This window comes from Rhodococcus sp. WWJCD1, from assembly GCF_002258735.1.
GTDB lineage: Bacteria > Actinomycetota > Actinomycetes > Mycobacteriales > Mycobacteriaceae > Rhodococcoides.
In genome coordinates this window covers 41,663-61,097 of sequence record NZ_NOXY01000029.1, presented here as the reverse complement: position 1 = coordinate 61,097, position 19,435 = coordinate 41,663, and the positions used below count along the sequence as shown (strand labels likewise).

The window sequence follows — 19,435 nt, the reverse complement described above, 5'->3', positions numbered from 1 at the left end:
GAGGATCTTGGCCGGGAGGGGGATAGCCGCCGGGAGGGGGATAGCCGCCGGGAGGGGGATAGCCGCTGCCTGGCGTCTGCGGTTTGTTCAGGTCCGGCTGGTCCGGATTGGGGTCGCCACCGTATTGCGGTCCATTGGGCGGGTTTTCACTCACGTTTCACCCTTCAGTGTCTTGCGAAGTACGTCGACGATTCGTCCGTATTTTCAGGCTGAGCGAACCGTAGACAGTTCTGTGTGTCAAGGCGTCGACATTCTGACGGCGCGTGGGTCCTAAATGTTCCAGCCCGCGTGCACCGATCGCGAATTCTTGCCGAGCGCACCGGGCTCGGCCCTACTAGGGTTGTGTGTTCCACCCATACCGGGACTATCACGAGGGGCTCGCCGTGGGCATCAAGGTTGCACTCGAACACCGCACCAGCTACCAGTTCGACCGCACTGTCAAGATCTTTCCGCATGAAATTCGGTTGCGCCCCGCGCCACATTCGCGCACACCGATCGAGGCGTATTCGCTGAAGATCGAACCAGCGGAACACTTCGTCAACTGGCAGCAGGACGTCTTCGGTAACTTTCTTGCTCGGGTGGTGTTTCCCGAGCGCACCGACCATCTGTCGATCACGGTCGGGCTCGTCGCAGACATGGCGTCGATCAACCCGCTGGACTTCTTCGTCGAAGAATGGGCGGAGCACTTCGGATTCGCGTACGAAGAGCACGACCTTCCTGATCTGGAGCCGTACCTGCGTCCGGTGGATGAAGACAAGGCAGGCTCGGGTCCCGGTCCGGTGGTCTCGGCCTGGGTGGAGAAGCTGCAGGCAGCCGTTGTCGAACGCGGAGAGTCGTTGCGCACCATCGACTTTCTCGTCATGGCAAACCAAGCCGTCATGGGTGACGTCGGTTACTCCGTGCGGATGGAGCCCGGGGTGCAGACGCCCGATCTGACGCTGACGTCTGCTGTGGGGTCCTGCCGTGACTCGGCATGGTTGCTGGTTTCGGTGCTGCGCCAGATGGGTCTCGCTGCGCGTTTCGTCTCCGGCTATCTCGTTCAGTTGTCCTCGGACGTCAAGTCGTTGGACGGTCCGTCCGGTCCTGTCGAGGACTTCACCGATCTGCACGCATGGACCGAGGTGTATCTGCCCGGGGCGGGCTGGGTCGGGATGGATCCGACATCGGGTCTGTTCGCAGGCGAGGGGCACATCCCACTCTCGGCGACGCCGCACCCGTCCACGGCGGCCGCGATCTCCGGTGCGACGAGCAAGTGCAAGGCCGAACTCGATTTCTCGAACACCGTCGTCCGCGTGCACGAGGACCCGCGAACGACGTTGCCGTACACGGCCGATCAGTGGGAATCGATCAAGGTCACGGCGGCGAAGATCGACAAGCGGATGCACGACCAGGACATCCGGTTGACGGTCGGTGGTGAGCCGACGTTCGTCGCCATCGAGAATCAGGAAGCCCCGGAGTGGAACACCACAGCCGACGGCCCACACAAGCGAAAGCTGGCCAGTGTGCTGGCCGAACGCCTTCGGACCATCTACGCGCCGGACGGACTTGTACAGCGCAGCCAGGGCAAGTGGTACCCCGGCGAGCCGCTGCCGCGGTGGCAGGTGGGACTGTTCTGGCGCACCGACGGTCAAGCCCTGTGGCACGATTCCGATCTGATCGCGGATCCCTGGTTGGCCGAGGGCCTTCGCCCGGAGCCGGTGGACAACTCGGCGTCGCAGGAGTTGATCGACGAGTTGGTCAAGGCGCTCGGACTGCCTGCCTCACAAGCCCGTCCCGCCTACGAGGACCCGCTGGTGAAACTGTTGGACCTGGTTCGTCAGCCCTACGGTGACCCGCCGGCCGACGACGACGATCTCGAACCGGGAGCCGATTCCGCGAACGCCAGAAAACAACTGCTCGAGCGGCTCGATGCCAGCACGGACGAGCCTGCGGCGTTCGTGTTGCCGATATCTCGCACCGAGGACGGCTCCGGCTGGGAGAGCTCGGACTGGAAGTTGCGCCGAGGCCGAATCGTGTTGCTGGAGGGCGACTCTCCTGCCGGTCTACGGTTGCCGCTCCGCGCGATCTCCTGGGACGGTGGTCCGGTCGAGAACCCGTCCGATCCCACCGCGCCCACTCCCGATCTACCCATTCGGCAATTGACGCAGCAACCGCCGCGTGCGGTGAATCCGGCCGAGTCGCGGTACGCGCAGTTGGTGAACGAGACGTCCGGGGTAGGCGGCACCGCCGTGACCGCGCTGGTCGCCGAGGTCCGCGACGGCGTTCTGCACGTGTTCATGCCGCCGATGGATCGATTGGACGATTTTGTCGACCTCGTCTCGCGCGTCGAGCACGCGGCCTCGACCATCGACACGCCGGTCGTCATCGAGGGTTACGGTCCGCCGTCGGATCCGCGCATCCAAACCCTGACCGTCACACCGGATCCCGGTGTGATCGAGGTCAACGTCCAACCGACGTCCTCGTGGGCCGAACAGAACGAGCTCATGGAACGCCTCTACCTCGAGGCACGTAAGTCCCGGTTGAGCACCGAAGGATTCGACAACGACGGCACCACTCGCGGAACCGGGGGTGGCAACCACATCACCCTGGGCGGGGTCACACCCGTGGACTCGCCGGTGCTCCGTCGACCGGACTTGCTGGTGTCGCTGCTGACTCATTGGCAGCGTCACCCGTCGCTGTCGTACCTGTTCTCGGGTCGATTCATCGGAACCACGTCGCAGGCTCCTCGTGCCGACGAGGGTCGCGAGGAATCGCTATACGAACTCGAGGTTGCGTTCAGCGAGATCAGGCGACTCACCGATGGAGATCGATCCGCGTCGCCCTGGGTGGTGGATCGGGCGTTGCGTCACCTGCTCACCGACATCACCGGGAACACGCACCGTGCCGAGTTCTGCATAGACAAGCTCTACAGTCCCGACTCCACTCGGGGCCGACTGGGATTGCTCGAGCTGCGCGGGTTCGAGATGCCGCCCCATCATCAGATGGCAATGGTGCAGTCACTGCTCGTGCGTTCGATGGTCTCGCGCTTCTGGGACACCCCGCTCCAGGCACCTCTGATTCGGCACGGCGCGAACCTGCACGGGCGGTACATGCTGCCGCACTTCGTCATCAACGACATCGGCCGCGTGGTGGAGGACCTTCGCGAGCACGGCATCGAGTTCGACACCAGCTGGCTGGACCCGTTCACCGAGTTCCGTTTCCCGCGGATCGGAACCACCGTGGTCGGCGACGCCGAGATCGAACTACGTGGCGCGATCGAGCCGTGGAACACCCTCGGTGAGGAATCGACGTCCTCGGGAACGGCGCGCTATGTGGATTCCTCGGTGGAGCGGATTCAGGTCCAGGTCGCCGGAGCCGCTGCGGGTCGATACCTGTTGACGTGCAACGGGGTGCCGGTGCCGCTGCTGCGCACCGATCGACAGGACGTTCAGGTCGCTGGGGTGCGGTACCGCGCATGGCAGCCGCCGAGCGCTCTGCACCCGACGATCGAGGTACAGAGTCCGCTGCGTTTCGATCTCGTGGAGATGCAGACCGGGCGCGCGGTGGGCGGATGCTCGTACCATGTCGTTCACCCGGGCGGTAGGTCGTACGACGGTCCACCCGTCAACTCCGTCGAGGCCGAAGCACGCCGTAACGGCCGCTTCGAGGAGGGTGGGTTCACCTCGGGCAAGGTGGACGTAGCAAGATTGCTCGAGATGCACGCTCGACAGGCAATCGATGTGAGTGCTCCCGGCATGTTGGACCTGCGCCGAACAGGAGTTCACACGCCCTGACGCGTACCTGCACAACAGAACGAGTCGACCGGTAGCGATCTCGGTCCGACGCGCTTCGGGTGAATTCGGTCACGAATTCGCCCGGCGTCGGAGGGTGATCGACCGACGGAAGGAACAGCGGCTCGATGGTGCCCGTAGATACTGCCCTGAGTGGAGCCGGCCGGAATGAACCTGTGACGGGTGGAGTCGGCCGGAACGAACCTGTGACGGGTGGAGCCGGCCGGAGCGAAGAAGTCTCCAGTGGAGCCGGGTCGGCCTGGCTTGCTTATCGGGGTCGGCGTGAGGCCGTGATCGGTCGGGCAGATCGTTTCGACGAGATGCTCGATCCCGACGACAACATCCGTCCGCATTGGGCGGGGTTGATCGACGGAATGCGCGAGGCCGGTTCGGGGGCCATGCAGACGTTGCAGTCACGGGTCAGCCGACTCGTCGACGACCACGGCATCACGTACAACCCCATTCCGTCGGGCGGTTCCGAGGCTGTGCCCAGTGCAGTGCGGTGGGGCTTGGACAGCGTTCCGTTGGTGGTCGCGGCCGACGAGTGGGACCGTCTGGAAGCCGGTTTGGTTCAGCGCTCGATGTTGCTCGATGCGGTACTTGCCGATATCTACGGTGCCCAGGAGACCGTTCGGCGCGGGCTGATTCCGCCGGAGCTGATCTTCGGCAACCCAGGCTATCTGCGGGCGGCGCATGCGATCACCATCCCGGGCCCGCATCAGTTGTTCATGCATGCCGCCGACGTCGCCCGCGGCTCGGACGGTCGATTCCAGGTCGTGGCCGACCGAACTCAGGCACCGTCCGGCGTGGGGTATGCGCTCGCGGATCGGCGCGTGATGTCGCGAGCGATGCCCGAGCTGTTCCAGGAGAGCAACCCGAGGCCGCTCTCGACGTTCGCGCGTGCGGTGCGGTTGGCACTGCGCGACGCTGCGCCCGCATCCGCCGAGGATCCGGTGGTGGTTGTACTGAGCCCCGGTTCGCATTCCGAGACTGCGTTCGACCAGGCGTATCTCGCAACGGTTCTCGGCTTCCCGTTGGTGGAGAACGCCGATCTCGTCGTTCGGGACGGCTGCCTCTGGATGCGGTCGCTCGGCAAGCTTCGCCGAGTCGATGTGGTGCTTCGTCGAGTGGACGCCGAGTTCGCCGATCCACTGGACTTGCGCCCGGACTCGCATCTGGGTGTGGTGGGACTGGTCGAGGCGCTGCGGCGGGGTGCTGTCAGTGTGGTCAACACCCTCGGCAGTGGGGTACTCGAGAACTCGGCACTGGTTCCGTTGCTGCCGGCACTCAGCAGGGCGCTACTGGACGAGGATTTGGTACTGGATTCGGTTGCCACCTATTGGGGTGGTGACCCTGATCAGCTCTCGCACATCGGCAATCGACTGCGTTCGCTGGTGCTGCGGTCGACCACGTCGCGTCGCACGGTGGTGGGACACGATCTCACGGATGCCGGAGCTCGCGACTTGTGGGATCGGATCGTTGCCGAGCCCTGGAAGTGGACCGGTCAGGAAGTACCGGAATTCTCGGTGGCTCCGGTCGGTTCGTCGATCGGCGGGGGAGCGGGAGAACAGTTGGCGGTGGCTCCCGCGCAAGTGGGGATGAGGCTGTTCACGGTCGCGCAGCGCGGTGGGTACACCCCGATGCGCGGTGGACTGGGGCAGGTGGTGATCACGGCTCCGGTCACCGATCCGCTCATCACGGTGGCCTCGAAGGACGTCTGGGTGAAGTCGCTGGAACGGGTCACGCCGGCCGATTCTGCGCCGCACACCCCGCCTGCGACGGTGGAAGAGTTGCCGCAGTACGCCGCGTCCAACGTCGATGTGGTCAGCTCACCACGTGTGCTGGGCGATCTGTTCTGGTTCGGTCGCTACACCGAGCGTGCCGAGGACATGACTCGTCTGCTGATCGCGGCGCGCGAACGTAATCAGGACTACCGGTCGATGCCGTGGTTGGAGGGCAGCGAGAGCTTGCCGATCCTGCTCGAAGCGGTCACCAAGGTCTCGCGCACCGGACCGGGTTTCCTCGACGAGAAGACCCGCGCCGACGCGATCGTCGAACTGCGTTCGCTGATGCTGTCGGCGGCACGCCTCGGATCACTGGCGCAATCGGTGGATCGAATGCAGCAGGCGGCGCGCGCGGTGCGCGATCAGCTGTCGAACGACACCTGGGCCGTGCTCAACCGCATCGACACCGCGCTCGAAGAATTGGCGGAGTCCCCGGTCAACAACGGTGCCCAACTGGCCGCGTCGCAGTCGAGCGTGCTGCGGGGTCTGCTCGCGGTGTCCGGGTTGGCGTCGGAGTCGATGGTTCGAGATGCCGGCTGGTACCTGATGGACGCGGGCAAACGGATCGAACGTGGCCTGCAACTGACAGCTCTGCTGTCGGCAACCCTCAGCCACGCCCTCACACCGTCCACGGAACAGGCCGTCATCGATTCGGTGTTGTCTGCGGCCGAGTCCTCGGTGATCTATCGCCGACGCAACAGCGGCCGGGCGCGTCCGGCGGCTGTTGCGCAGCTGCTGTTGTTCGACGAGGGAAATCCGCGAGCGTTGGTGTATCAGCTCGATCGTCTACGCGACGACCTCGGATCGCTGCCCGACGCCTCGGGTACCTCACGGCCCGAGCAACTCGTCGAGCAGATGCGGGTGCGGTTGCGGCGAGTGGACCCGGGCGATCTGGAATCGGTCGACGCCAACGGTCGCCGGATCGACCTGATCGAGTTGGTGGACGGCATCCACGATTCCCTCGAAGAGCTGTCTCGCGTGGTCCTCGCGACGCACATGTCGTTGCCGGGTGGCACGCAGCCGCTGTGGGGTAGCTCGAACATTCGAACTGCGAACGGGGTGCGGTGATGAGCCGTCGGTACCGAATCAAGCACATCACGACCTATACCTACTCCGATCGCGTCTCCTCGTCGTACGGGCGAGGATTTCTCGCGCCGCGAGACATGGATGGGCAACACTGCACGGAGAAATCGGTCACCGTGGAACCTGCGCCGACCGATCAGTCCTTCGGGGTCGACGTCTACGGCAACGAGGACGTGTACTTCCACGTGACGCACGATCACGAGAAACTGGTGGTGACGGCGGACTCGCTGGTGGAGGTCTATCCGCGGCCGGTGGACGAGACCACGTCGTGGCCGGCGACCGCGCCGTGGGAGTCCGCTCGGATGACGCTGTTCGACCCGACCGTGCCGGCGGATTCGGCCCGGGCATCCGCGGTGGAGTTCGCTCTGGATCTTCCCACTCCGGAGATCACCGACGAGGTGCGCGCGTATGCCGCGCCCAGCTTCCGGCCCGGTCGACCGCTGGCGGACGTCATCGTCGATCTGACGCATCGCATTTTCACGGACTTTCGGTATCTGTCCGGTTCCACGACGGTCTCGACCACCGTGGTCGATGTGCTCTCCGCGCGTTCGGGTGTGTGCCAGGACTTCGCCCGACTGGCCATTGCCTGCCTGCGGTCGCAGGGTCTCGCCGCGAGGTACGTGTCGGGATATCTTGCGACCGAACCTCCGCCGGGGAAGGAACGGATGATCGGCGTCGATGCGACCCACGCGTGGGCTGCGGTGTGGATGCCGAACGATCGGTGGCTCGCTTTCGACCCCACCAACGACCAATTGGTCGACGAGCGGTACGCGACGGTGGCGTGGGGGCGTGACTACGCCGATGTGCCACCCCTGCGCGGGGTCATCTACACCGAGGCGGAGGAGAGCACTATCTCCGTGTCGGTGGACGTTGCACCGCAGTAGCGAACCCTGCATAATTCGATGGTTGGGGGGTAACCGACCATCTGGTCGAATCTGGGAATGTGACGTGCGAAAAGCCGCAAAACGGACAATCGTGTCCCATTCGTAGTCGTCGACTCAGCACAGAAGATCGCAGCGAACGGGTAGCTTGGACATCGATGACCGCAACACTGGCAGACCCTGTATCAGAGGTAGTAGCAGCAGCACAGCGCCTCCTCGCCAAGCGCACCGGAGCTCCGGTGACGCTGATCGACCCGGTGAATCTCGGCGGTAGCGGCCAGGCGATCGTATTGCGAGTCAAGGTCTCCGAGAACCCCTTTCAGTTGCCCCGCACCTTGGTGCTCAAGCAAGTACGCGATGTGGCCGGCGAGTCGGAATTACATACCGAGTTGGCCGACATCGCAGGGTCGAGTGCATTCCTGCGGGAGGCGGCCTCGTATCAGTTCGCCAACGCACTGGCCACCGACAGCAGGCCGGGGCCGGAACTGCACGCCTACGATCTCGACGCGCGGTTGCTCGTACTCAGCGACCTCGGTGACGCCAGCCCCATCACCACTCTGTTGCGAAACTCGGACGAGGCCGCAGTGACCAACTCGCTGATGGCGATGGCCCAGGCGCTCGGTCGGATGCATGCCGCGACCGTCGGCCGCGAGGACGATTTCGCAGCGCTCCTCCGTCGCGTCGGCCAACCCGACACCACGGACGGAATCTCCGCGCAGATTCCCGATGCACTTACCGAGGTTCCCGAATTGTTGGCGGGCTTGCCCGGGGTGGGTCCCACCCCTGATGCGCTTCTCGATCGCGTATCTCGTAGCGGAAGGCTGTTCGCGCACGGCACCTTCCGCGCATTCAGCCCGTCCGATCTGTGTCCCGACAACATCATCGTCAACGACGAAGGTGTCCGTTTTCTCGATTACGAGTGGGGCGGATTCCGCGACGCCACCCTCGACATCACCTATGCCCTGGCCTCTTTCCCGGGGTGCCTGTGCAGCTTCGAGCTCACGCACGAACGTGAGCAGGCGATGATCGATGCATGGCGTTCGGAGGTCGTCGGGATCTGGCCTGCACTGGCCGACGACACCGCCCTGGCGAGCAAGATCCTCGACGCGCGGCTGATCTGGGTATGGCTGACCACCTACTGGTTCCTGCCCGACGACCACACGCGCATCGCCGCGGCGCGGGCGCACCACCTGTCGGTTCCACGGTCGCAGGCGCTCGTTTCTCGGTGGGCGGTGCTGGCCGACAGCGCCGAGCGTGCCGGTGAGACCGGCATCGCCGAGTACGCAGCATCGGTCGCGACCGCGTTGCGGGCGAAGTGGGAGCGGTAGCCACGACGTCGTTCGCATTCTCGACAGCGCGATCGGTAGCGTTCGACCGGTGAGTGGCGGCTTCGGAAGTGACATGTCGGGCAGTGATGTTTCGAGCAGCGACGACCCCGGCGATGGTCTCTTCGACACCCCAGCACCCCCGGAGACGACGATCGAAGAGTCGCGCCCGACCTCGACCTACGTCCGGCCCGACGCGCCGCTGGCGGTGAGAATGCGTCCGACGACCCTCGACGAGGTGGTCGGACAATCTCATCTACTGGCTCCCGGGGCGCCGCTGCGTCGGCTCGTCGAGGGATCCGGTGCGTCCTCGGTGATGCTCTACGGTCCGCCGGGAACCGGAAAGACGACGCTCGCGTCGTTGATCTCCGGGGCCACCGGACGCAAGTTCGAGGCGTTGTCGGCCCTGTCGGCGGGCGTGAAGGAAGTGCGTAACGTCATCGAACTCGCGCGACGCCGGTTGCTGTCGGGTGAGCAGACGGTGCTGTTCATCGACGAGGTGCACCGCTTCTCCAAGACGCAGCAGGACGCGTTGCTCGCAGCCGTCGAGAATCGAATCGTGTTGCTGGTGGCGGCGACCACCGAGAACCCCTCGTTCTCGGTGGTGTCGCCTCTGCTGTCGCGGTCTTTGGTGTTGCAGTTGCAGCCGCTGGGGACCGGGGACATCGAATTGCTGTTGACCCGCGCCGCCAACGACCCGCGTGGGCTGGACGGGGCGGTGACCATCGCCGAGGACGCGATGGACCACCTCGTGCGGCTCGCGGCCGGGGACGCCCGCCGAGCGTTGACGGCGCTGGAAGCGGCAGCGGGCGCCGCAACCGACGGAACCCTGGACCTCGCGACGGTCGAGGCCAGTGTCGACAAGGCCGCTGTGCGCTACGACCGCGACGGCGACCAGCACTACGACGTGATCAGTGCGTTCATCAAGTCGATCCGAGGGTCCGATGTCGATGCAGCGCTGCACTATCTGGCGCGCATGATCACTGCGGGCGAGGACGCGCGGTTCATTGCCCGACGGTTGGTGGTGCACGCCAGCGAGGACATCGGGATGGCTGATCCGACTGCACTGCAGACGGCCACGGCCGCGGCGAACGCCGTGCAGATGATCGGCATGCCCGAGGCGCGGTTGGCGCTTGCGCAGGCCACGATCCACCTGGCCACTGCACCGAAATCGGGTGCGGTGATCGCAGCTCTCGGTGCGGCCATGGCCGATGTAGCGGCCGGAAAGTCGGGATCGGTACCGCCGCATCTCCGCGACGGTCACTACAAGGGAGCCCAGGGGTTGGGGAATGCCGTCGGGTATCGGTATCCGCACAGCAGTCCCGGCGGGGTCCTCGGTCAGCAGTACCCTCCGGACGAGTTGGTCGGTGTGAACTACTACGAGCCCACCGAGCACGGTGCCGAGCGCGAAATTGCGACCAGGGTGGGCAAACTCCGTCGGATCATCCGGGGCCGATAGGCCCTCGAGTCGGCACAGGGTCCGACGACGCTAACCTGTATCAGTGCAGACCCATGAGATCCGCAGGCGTTTCCTCGACCATTTCGTGAAGGCGGGGCACACCGAAGTACCCAGTGCATCGTTGATTCTCGACGACCCGAACCTGCTGTTCGTCAATGCCGGCATGGTTCCCTTCGTGCCGTTCTTCCTCGGTCAGCAGACGCCCCCGTACAAGACCGCGACGAGCGTCCAGAAATGCGTCCGCACCCTCGACATCGAGAACGTGGGCATCACTACCCGCCACAACACGTTCTTTCAGATGGCCGGCAACTTCTCGTTCGGCGACTACTTCAAGCGCGACGCGATTCGGCACGCCTGGTCGTTGTTGACCGACAGCGTGGAGGACGGCGGATACGGGTTCGACCCCGAGCGTATCTGGGCCACTGCATATCTCGACGACGACGAGGCAATCGAACTCTGGAAGGAAATCGCCGGGCTGCCCGACGAGCGAATTCAACGCCGCGGAATGGCCGACAACTACTGGTCCATGGGCATTCCGGGACCCTGTGGCCCGTGCTCCGAGATCTACTACGACCGCGGACCCGAGTTCGGTGCCGAGGGCGGCCCTGAGGCCGACGAGGATCGGTACATCGAGATCTGGAACCTCGTGTTCATGCAGAACGAGCGCGGTAAGGGGATCAGCAAGGACGACTTCGAGATCCTCGGTCCGCTGCCGAAGCAGAACATCGACACCGGCATGGGCGTCGAGCGCGTTGCGTTTCTGCTGCAGGGCGTGGACAACGTCTACGAGACCGACCTCGTTCGCCCGGTGATCGCCAAGGCCGAGGAACTCTCGGGACGCGCATACGGTGCGAATCACGACGACGACGTACGTTTCCGCGTCATCGCCGATCACGCACGCACCGCCGCGCTGCTCATCTCCGACGGCGTCAACCCCGGCAACGACGGTCGCGGCTACGTGCTGCGCCGGTTGCTACGCCGCATCGTGCGCTCGGCGCGTCTGCTCGGTGCGCCCGACGAGACGATGGCGCAGTTCGTCACTGTGGTGCGTGACACGATGGCGGAGTCCTACCCGAACCTGGTCACCGACTTCGACCGCATTCTGACCGTCGCAGTGGGGGAGGAGACGGCATTCCTCAAGACGCTCACCTCGGGTTCGCGATTGTTCGAGGGCGCGGCAGAGGCGGTCAAGGCGTCGGGCGCGAAAAAGATCGGCGGTGCCGAAGCGTTCGCGCTGCACGACACGTACGGGTTCCCGATCGATCTGACGCTCGAGATGGCCGCGGAGGCGGGTCTTTCGGTCGACGAGGACGGTTTCAGGTCGTTGATGGCCGAGCAGCGCAACCGGGCCAAGGACGACGCCCGCGCCCGCAAGCATGCACATGCCGACCTCACGGTCTACAAGGATTTCGTCGACGGTTCGCCGACCGAGTTCACCGGATTCGACGAACTCGGTTCCGAGGCAACGGTATTGGCGTTGATCTCGAACGGAGTTCGCGTTCCGACCGCAGTTGCGGGCGAGAGCATCGAGATCATCCTCGACCGCAGCCCGCTCTACGCCGAATCCGGTGGACAGATCGCCGACATCGGCACCATCACCGCGCCTGGCCTCGATGTCAAGGTCAACGACGTGCAGAAAATCGCCAAGAAGGTCTGGACGCACAAGTCGGTGGTCGAGTCGGGTCAGATCACCGAGGGTGACACCGTCCACGTCGACGTCGACCACGCCTGGCGCAAAGGCGCGACTCAGGGCCATTCGGGTACCCACATGGTGCACGCTGCTTTGCGGCAGGTCCTCGGGCCGAACGCGACACAGGCGGGATCGCTCAACAAGCCCGGCTACCTCCGGTTCGACTTCTCGTGGCAGGGCGCGCTCTCGGAGGCGCAGCGCGACGACATCGAGAACGTCGCCAACGATGCGGTGGGCTCCGATTTCGCGGTCAACACCCTGGTCACCGACCTCGACAGTGCCAAGAAGATGGGCGCGATGGCCCTGTTCGGCGAGAACTACGGCGACGAAGTGCGCGTCGTCGAGATCGGCGGACCGTTCTCGATGGAACTGTGCGGTGGTACGCACGTGCAGCACTCGTCGCAGATCGGCCCGGTCACCATCCTGGGTGAATCGTCGGTCGGGTCCGGCGTGCGCCGCGTCGAGGCATTCGTCGGCCTCGATTCGTACCGCTATCTCGCCAAGGAACGCGCGTTGCTCGCAGGCATCGCGTCGTCGCTCAAGGTGCCTTCCGAGGAAGTGCCGGCGCGCATCGAGACTCTGGTCGAGCGTCTTCGCGTCGCCGAGAAGGAGCTCGACGCGGTCAAGGCGGCGGCGGTACTGGCCTCGGCGGGCGAGTTCGTCGGAAAGGCCGAGCGGTTCGGCGATGTTCGCGCGGTGGTCGCGCAGGCACCCGACGGTGTCGGCGGCAACGACCTGCGCACCCTGGTGACCGATATTCGTGGACGCCTCGGTGCGGATGCGGCCGTCGTGGTGCTGTTCGGCACGGTCGGCGGCAAGGTCCCGTTCGTGGTGTCGACCAACAAGGCTGCCCAGGATGCGGGTGTCGCCGCCGGTGACCTGGTGGCGGCCTTCGGTCCGAGCATCGGTGGCCGAGGTGGCGGTAAGCCCGAACTGGCGCAGGGGTCGGGGTCGGACGTCGCCGGAATCGCCGCCGGTATCGACGCTGCCCGGGCCCGACTGTCCGAACTCACGTCTCGCTGACGAGTATGGCCAACCTGGGGCGTGGCCCCGATCGGCCCGGCGTCGACGATCCGGGCCGGGGCCGGCGAATCGGTATCGACGTCGGCAGCGTTCGTATCGGAATCGCGTCCAGCGATCCCGACGGTGTGCTCGCGACGCCGGTCGAGACGGTGCCGCGCTCGAAGATCAAGGGTCCCGATGCCCCGGACGTGGTACGCGTCGCGGAGATCGTGGCCGAGTACGAAGCCGTCGAGATCGTGATCGGCCTGCCCCGCACACTTCGCGGTGAGCGCGGCAGTGCCGTCGATGCCGCCGAGAGATTCGGGCGTTCCCTGCACAGACGGTTGGGCGACGTGCCGATTCGAATGGCCGACGAGCGACTGACTACCGTGAGTGCGTCGCGTGCACTACGGGACAGCGGTGTGCGGGCCAAGAATCAACGATCGGTGATCGATCAGGCTGCGGCGGTGGCGATATTGCAGGGCTGGCTCGACGAGCGCCGTGCCGTGTCGACTCGCGGTGCTGCCGATCGCGCGGTCTCGGATGACGCGGTCTCGGATCACGCAGGGACGAATTCAGGATCGACGGAGGTCGACGAGTGAACAACCATGGGTCCTTCGATCGGGACCGGCGACATGCGCGCTCCGACGAGGCGCACACCGATCCGATCGGGTATCGCGTGGACGAGGGCAGCGACTTCGATCGCCGTATGAACGGCCGTCCGCGGCCGCCGCAACGGCACGAACCGCACCCCACGCCTGCACCTGGCGCAGATCGCGAACGCGACCGTACTGCGCGCTCGGATTCCGAGCGCGGCGCGGAGCCGCGGGAGGTGGGCCGCAGCCGTGCCGCGAGCCGCAGGGACCGTGCCGCGTCCACTCGCAAGCGTCGCGGCCGAATCGTGGCATTGGCGCTCGGGTTGGTGCTGATCGTCGCAGTTGCAGGCGGAGGGTATTTCGCAGTGAGCAAATTCGGGAATCGCACGACCCCGAATGCAGACTTCGCGGCCGGGTCCTCCGGTGACGGCGTCGTGATTCAGGTTCATCCCAACGACACCGCCCAACAAATCGGTACCGAGGCAGCGGACAAGGGTGTCGTCGCCAGCTCGGGGGCATTCCTCGAAGCTGCGATTGCGAACAACGCCATCACTTCGGTCCAACCGGGCTTCTACCTGCTCACCAGTAACGTGCCCGCCTCGCGAGCGGTGAGCGAACTGGTGGACCCCGCCTCCCGGGTGGGCAACATGGTCATCTCGGAGGGACGTCAGCTGCACGACGCGCGCGACGTGAACACCGGTGCCGTCAAGAAGGGCATCTACACGCTGATCTCCGAGGCGAGCTGCGTGGATCGAACGGGGAGCGGCACTCCGGCATGCGTGAGCTACGACGACCTCAATGCGGCCGGAGCAGTGGACGACCCAGCGGCCCTGGGCGTTCCCGCCTGGGCTACCGATCGCGTCGAGGGAGTTCCGGACCGCGATCGTCAGCTCGAAGGCCTGATCGCAGCGGGAACCTGGGATTTCGATCCCAGTGCCGCACCCGCCGACATCTTGAAGCAGCTGGTGTCCGAGAGTGCCACTCGCTACGAGGACACCGGGATTCTCACCGCGGGCACCAACTCCGGGCTCACTCCGTACGACACTCTGGTCGCTGCATCTCTCGTCGAGCGGGAGTCCCTGCCGCAGGATTTCAGCAAGGTGGCCCGGGTGATTCTCAACCGGCTCGCGGTTCCGCAGAAACTCGAGTTCGACTCGACGGTCAACTACTCGCTCGACACGACCGAGGTGGCCACCACCGACGCCGACCGGGCGCGTGTAACCCCGTGGAACACCTACGCCAGCGAAGGGTTGCCGGCAACGCCTATCTCCTCACCGAGCATCGGTGCGGTGCAAGCCGTCGAGGCACCCGCCGACGGTGACTGGTTGTACTTCGTGACCATCAATCAGGCGGGTGAAACGCTGTTCACCCGAAGCTACGAGGAACACCTCGCGAACATCGCGAAGGTCGAACCAGGCTTCCTCGACAGCGGGCGCTGACGTGCGGGCCGCAGTCCTCGGAAGCCCCGTCGAACACTCGAAATCGCCGCTACTGCACCGCGCTGCGTACCGCGCCCTCGGTCTCGACGGCTGGACGTACGACCGAATCGAGTGCACCGGTGAGCAGCTGCCGGGCATGCTCGACGGTTTCGGTCCCGAATGGGTCGGGGTGTCCGTCACGATGCCAGGCAAGGTCGCTGCCTTGAACTACGCCGGCGAACGCACCGAACGGGCGGTGTTGGCCGGCTCGGCGAACACACTGGTGCGCACGGCTTCGGGCTGGCGGGCCGACTGCACCGACGTGGACGGAATCGTGGGTGCCCTACGCGGTGCGGGGGTCGTCGACCTGTCTGGTAGTTCCGTGACGGTGGTCGGAGCCGGGGGAACGTCACGGCCGGCGATCGTCGCCCTGGCCGGGTTGGGGGCTGCCGCCGTCACCGTCGTCGCGCGCTCGGCCGACCGGGCGTCGGACACGCTCAGGTGCGCCGTCTCCGCAGGACTGCGCGCTGAGTTCGCAGACATGACCGATCCCCGTCTCGCTGCCATCGCGAGTGCATCGGCCGTACTGGTCAGCACAGTGCCTGCGGCCGGAGCCGCACACATCGCTACTGAACTCGCCCACGCGCCGTTGGTGCTCGACGCCATCTACGATCCCTGGCCGACGCCGCTGGCAGCCGCGGTGGAGCAGGCCGGTGGAACTGTTGTCGGTGGCCTCGCAATGCTGCTCGAGCAGGCGTACGGGCAAGTCGAGCAGTTCACCGGCGAGCCGGCACCCCGGGCGGTCATGCGTGCTGCATTGGCCACTGCCGAGTGAGTACGACTTCCCGGTAGTCCACAGCCAGCGGGTTGTCCACAGCCAGCGGGTTGTCCACAGGGCAATCCGCGATCAGGTGTTTTCCCGTGGCCGGCCGTGAGAGGGATGCGACCCTTCGGGCCATGTTCGGTCTGTGTGCAGCGTCGGTGATCGGTGCCGTTGCCGGGGTAGCGATGCGATTCGGTCTGGTCCGGTGGGATCCACGGTTTCTGCCGTTGTTGTCCGCGGTGGGTACCGGATGGGTCTGGTGGCGGTTCGGTGGGACCACCTACTGGGTTCCACTGTGCGTGCTGACATGGTGGTTCGTTGCGCTCAGTGCCATCGACCTACGGCGTCGCCGGTTGCCGAACGAATTGACGATCCCGGGTGCGATCGTGGTCACGACGATGCTCGTGTCGGTGGGGTCGGCGAGGGCATTGCTCGGCGGAGTTCTACTGTTCGCGATCTACCTCGTCGTGCACCTTCTCGCGCCGTCTGCGTTCGGTGCCGGGGACGTGAAGCTGGCGTGGTCGTCGGGCTCGATCGCAGCTCTCGGCGGTGGGGAAGGATGGGTGATCGCGGCGCTCTCGGCACCACTGGCAACTGCCGTGGTGGGATCGATCGTCGCTGCCGTCGGGCACAGTCGGGCACGTATCCCGCACGGCCCGTCCATGTGCGCGGCGACCCTGCTGGCATCCGCAGCTTGCCTGACGTGAAAAGATGTTCGAGTGCTGCGCTGGATAACTGCCGGAGAATCCCACGGACCCGCTCTCGTCGCCATTCTCGAAGGAATGGTCGCGGGAGTCGAGGTGACCTCGGACGATATTGCCTCCCAACTCGCCCGCCGTCGTCTCGGTTACGGCCGCGGGGCCCGAATGAAGTTCGAGGCGGACAAAGTCACGCTCACCGGCGGTGTGCGGCACGGCCGCACCATGGGCGGGCCAGTCGCGATCGAGGTCGGCAACACCGAATGGCCCAAGTGGGAGCAGGTGATGTCGGCCGATCCGGTCGACGAAGCCGTGCTTGCCGATCTCGCGCGTAACTCCCCGCTGACTCGCCCGCGCCCCGGACACGCAGATTTCTCCGGAATGCTCAAGTACGGCTTCGACGATGCGCGCCCGGTTCTCGAACGCGCGAGCGCACGCGAGACCGCAGCCCGGGTTGCCATCGGCACGGTGGCGCGCCTGTTCCTGAAGCAGGCGTTCGGCGTCGACGTGGTGTCCCATGTGATCTCCATCGGAGCATCCGATCCGTACGTGGGTCCGCCGCCTGCAGGTGACGATCTCGACGCGATCGACGCCTCCCCGGTGCGCGCGTTCGACAAGGCCGCCGAGGAGTCGATGATCGCCGAGATCGAAGCGGCGAAGAAGGACGGCGACACCCTCGGCGGTGTCGTCGAAGTCGTCGTGCACGGCCTCCCCGTCGGCCTCGGGTCGTTCGTCTCCGGGGAGCGCAAGCTCGACGCCAGGCTGGCCGCAGCGCTGATGGGAATCCAGGCCATCAAGGGTGTCGAGATCGGCGACGGTTTCGAGACCGCTCGCCGCCGCGGCAGTGTCGCCCACGACGAGATCAAGCCCGGCCCCGACGGGGTGCTGCGCTCGACCAACCGCGCAGGCGGCATCGAGGGCGGGATGACCAACGGCGAGCCACTGCGAGTGCGGGCCGCGATGAAGCCCATCTCCACGGTCCCGCGCGCGCTGGCAACAGTCGACATGAGCACCGGAGACGAAGCGGTCGCCATTCATCAGCGCTCCGACGTCTGCGCCGTTCCGGCCGCCGGTGTCGTCGCCGAGACGATGGTCGCCTTGGTGGTCGCGCAGGCAGCGTTGGAGAAGTTCGGTGGGGATTCGCTGGCGGAGACGACGAGCAACGTCGACCATTACGTGAAGGGCACCGCCGCCCGACCTCCACGATGAGCCCGTACGCGGTCCTCGTCGGACCGCCGGGAGCAGGCAAGTCGACCATCGGTAGACGGCTTGCGCAGGCGTTGAATCTGGAGCTGTTCGACACCGACGTAGCCATCGAACGAGAGACCGGTCGCACGATCGCCGATATCTTCTCCCACGACGGCGAGCCGGCATTTCGGCAGATCGAGGAGCGGATAGTGGCGGGCGCGCTGGCCTCGCACGACGGCATCGTCTCCCTCGGCGGTGGTGCAGTTCTGTCCGCTGCCACGCGCGCTCTGCTGTCGAAGCACACCGTTGTCTACCTGGAAATCAGTGTGGCAGAAGGGCTTCGGCGGACGGGGGCAAATACGGTGAGGCCACTCCTCGCCGGTCCCGATCCCCGCGCGAAGTATCAGGAACTGATGCGGTATCGGCGGCCCCTCTACCGTTCGGTGGCCACGGTGCGCGTGCGAACCGACAGTCGCAGCCCGGCCCGAGTGGTGGGCCAGCTGGTCTCGAAACTGACTGCGATCGCACCCGTGCCCGCGCGCAATGTGAACGACGAAACCCCCAGTAGATGAAGGTGATTCGATGACAGAGCCAGTGCGCGTCCAGGTCGAGACTGCCAGCCCGTACCCGGTGATCATCGGTCGAGGTCTGTTGACGGACCTGGTCGACGAGCTCGCCGGAACCGCCACCGTGGCGATCTTTCACCAGCCGCCGCTGGCCGAAACGGCCGAGGCCGTGCGTGCGGCATTGGCGGAGAAGGGAATCGACGCACACCGCATCGAGATTCCGGATGCCGAGGACGGTAAGGACCTCGCTGTGGCGGGATTCTGCTGGGAGGTGTTGGGCCGTATCGGCCTCACCCGCAGCGATGCCATCGTCAGCCTGGGCGGCGGAGCCGCGACGGACCTGGCCGGATTCGTGGCAGCAACGTGGATGCGCGGGGTCCGTATCGTGCACGTGCCGACGACGCTGCTCGCCATGGTCGACGCGGCCGTCGGCGGCAAGACGGGCATCAACACCGACGCCGGAAAGAACCTCGTCGGGTCCTTCCACGAACCGGCTGCCGTGCTGATCGACCTCGCCACGCTCGAGACCGTGCCCAAGAACGAGATCGTCTCGGGCATGGCCGAGGTGATCAAGACCGGTTTCATCGCCGATCCGAAGATTCTGGACATCATCGCAGCCGATCCGGCGGCCGCCCTCGATCCGACCGGTGACGTTCTACCGGAGTTGATCAAGCGATCGGTCGAGGTCAAGGCGAAGGTCGTGGCGGCGGATCTGCGCGAGTCGAACCTGCGCGAGATCCTGAACTACGGTCACACTCTTGCCCACGCCATCGAGCGACGCGAGCAGTACAGGTGGCGCCACGGTGCCGCCGTGTCGGTCGGTCTGGTGTTCGCGGCCGAGCTCGGACGGCTCGCCGGCCGTCTGGACGACGCCACGGCCGACAGACATCGATCGATTCTCGAATCGGTCGGCTTGCCGGTCACCTACGACGAGCACGCGTTCGGGGACCTGCTCAAGGGCATGCAGACGGACAAGAAGAATCGCGCCGGACTGTTGCGGTTCGTGGTCCTGGACGGTCTGGCCAAGCCGGGACGGCTGGAGGGTCCAGATCCGGCGCTGCTCGTCGCCGCATTCTCCGCAGTCGGTCGCGAGGCCCCGGCAACCGGTGGGTCCGCCATCATGTTGTGACACTCGGCCCCGGGCTCCGGACG

13 protein-coding genes are annotated in these 19,435 nt (G+C 65.7%); all 13 read left to right on the top strand.

Annotated features, from left to right (window positions below):
• Positions 1 to 383 precede the first annotated feature (383 nt).
• The 13 genes from CH286_RS22515 (at position 384) to aroB (ending at position 19,412) form a co-directional block, all read left to right on the top strand.
• On the top strand, positions 384 to 3,773 hold the full coding sequence (locus CH286_RS22515; RefSeq protein ID WP_094610454.1) for a transglutaminase family protein: 3,390 nt from the start codon (positions 384 to 386) through the stop codon (positions 3,771 to 3,773).
• Positions 3,774 to 4,090: 317 nt separating this feature from the next.
• A complete protein-coding gene (locus CH286_RS22510) occupies positions 4,091 to 6,622 on the top strand; it encodes a circularly permuted type 2 ATP-grasp protein (RefSeq protein ID WP_441347137.1) in 2,532 nt (843 codons plus the stop codon).
• Entirely contained in the window at positions 6,622 to 7,521 is a 900-nt protein-coding gene (locus tag CH286_RS22505; protein ID WP_032403343.1) for a transglutaminase family protein, read from the top strand. Before CH286_RS22510 ends, CH286_RS22505 begins: the two co-directional genes overlap by 1 nt.
• 155 nt (positions 7,522 to 7,676) lie before the next feature.
• Positions 7,677 to 8,846: a kinase gene (locus CH286_RS22500; protein WP_032403344.1), complete on the top strand. Its 1,170-nt coding sequence runs from the start codon at positions 7,677 to 7,679 to the stop codon at positions 8,844 to 8,846.
• Between the two features lie 73 nt (positions 8,847 to 8,919).
• A complete protein-coding gene (locus CH286_RS22495) occupies positions 8,920 to 10,302 on the top strand; it encodes a replication-associated recombination protein A (protein WP_094610449.1) in 1,383 nt (460 codons plus the stop codon).
• Between the two features lie 43 nt (positions 10,303 to 10,345).
• Positions 10,346 to 13,015, top strand: a complete 2,670-nt coding sequence (alaS, locus tag CH286_RS22490; protein ID WP_094610448.1) for an alanine--tRNA ligase — start codon at positions 10,346 to 10,348, stop codon at positions 13,013 to 13,015.
• Between the two features lie 5 nt (positions 13,016 to 13,020).
• Positions 13,021 to 13,596 carry a Holliday junction resolvase RuvX gene (ruvX, locus tag CH286_RS22485; protein ID WP_032403347.1) on the top strand — a complete coding sequence of 192 codons (576 nt, stop codon included), beginning with the start codon at positions 13,021 to 13,023 and terminating at the stop codon, positions 13,594 to 13,596.
• The gene (locus CH286_RS22480) at positions 13,593 to 15,029 is read left to right on the top strand and encodes an endolytic transglycosylase MltG (RefSeq protein ID WP_037150539.1); all 1,437 of its coding nucleotides are present in this window, start codon (positions 13,593 to 13,595) and stop codon (positions 15,027 to 15,029) included. Before ruvX ends, CH286_RS22480 begins: the two co-directional genes overlap by 4 nt.
• Before the next feature lies 1 nt (position 15,030).
• A complete protein-coding gene (locus CH286_RS22475; protein WP_032403349.1) occupies positions 15,031 to 15,843 on the top strand; it encodes a shikimate dehydrogenase in 813 nt (270 codons plus the stop codon).
• An 86-nt stretch (positions 15,844 to 15,929) separates the two neighbouring features.
• Positions 15,930 to 16,538 carry a prepilin peptidase gene (locus tag CH286_RS22470; RefSeq protein ID WP_255182743.1) on the top strand — a complete coding sequence of 203 codons (609 nt, stop codon included), beginning with the start codon at positions 15,930 to 15,932 and terminating at the stop codon, positions 16,536 to 16,538.
• Positions 16,539 to 16,550: 12 nt separating this feature from the next.
• A complete protein-coding gene (aroC, locus tag CH286_RS22465) occupies positions 16,551 to 17,738 on the top strand; it encodes a chorismate synthase (protein WP_032403350.1) in 1,188 nt (395 codons plus the stop codon).
• Positions 17,735 to 18,289 (top strand): shikimate kinase, encoded by a 555-nt coding sequence (locus CH286_RS22460; protein WP_037150533.1) that lies wholly within the window; start codon positions 17,735 to 17,737, stop codon positions 18,287 to 18,289. The genes aroC and CH286_RS22460 overlap by 4 nt, the downstream gene beginning before the upstream one ends.
• Before the next feature lie 10 nt (positions 18,290 to 18,299).
• Entirely contained in the window at positions 18,300 to 19,412 is a 1,113-nt protein-coding gene (gene aroB / locus CH286_RS22455; RefSeq protein ID WP_094610446.1) for a 3-dehydroquinate synthase, read from the top strand.
• The last annotated feature ends 23 nt before the right edge of the window (positions 19,413 to 19,435 follow it).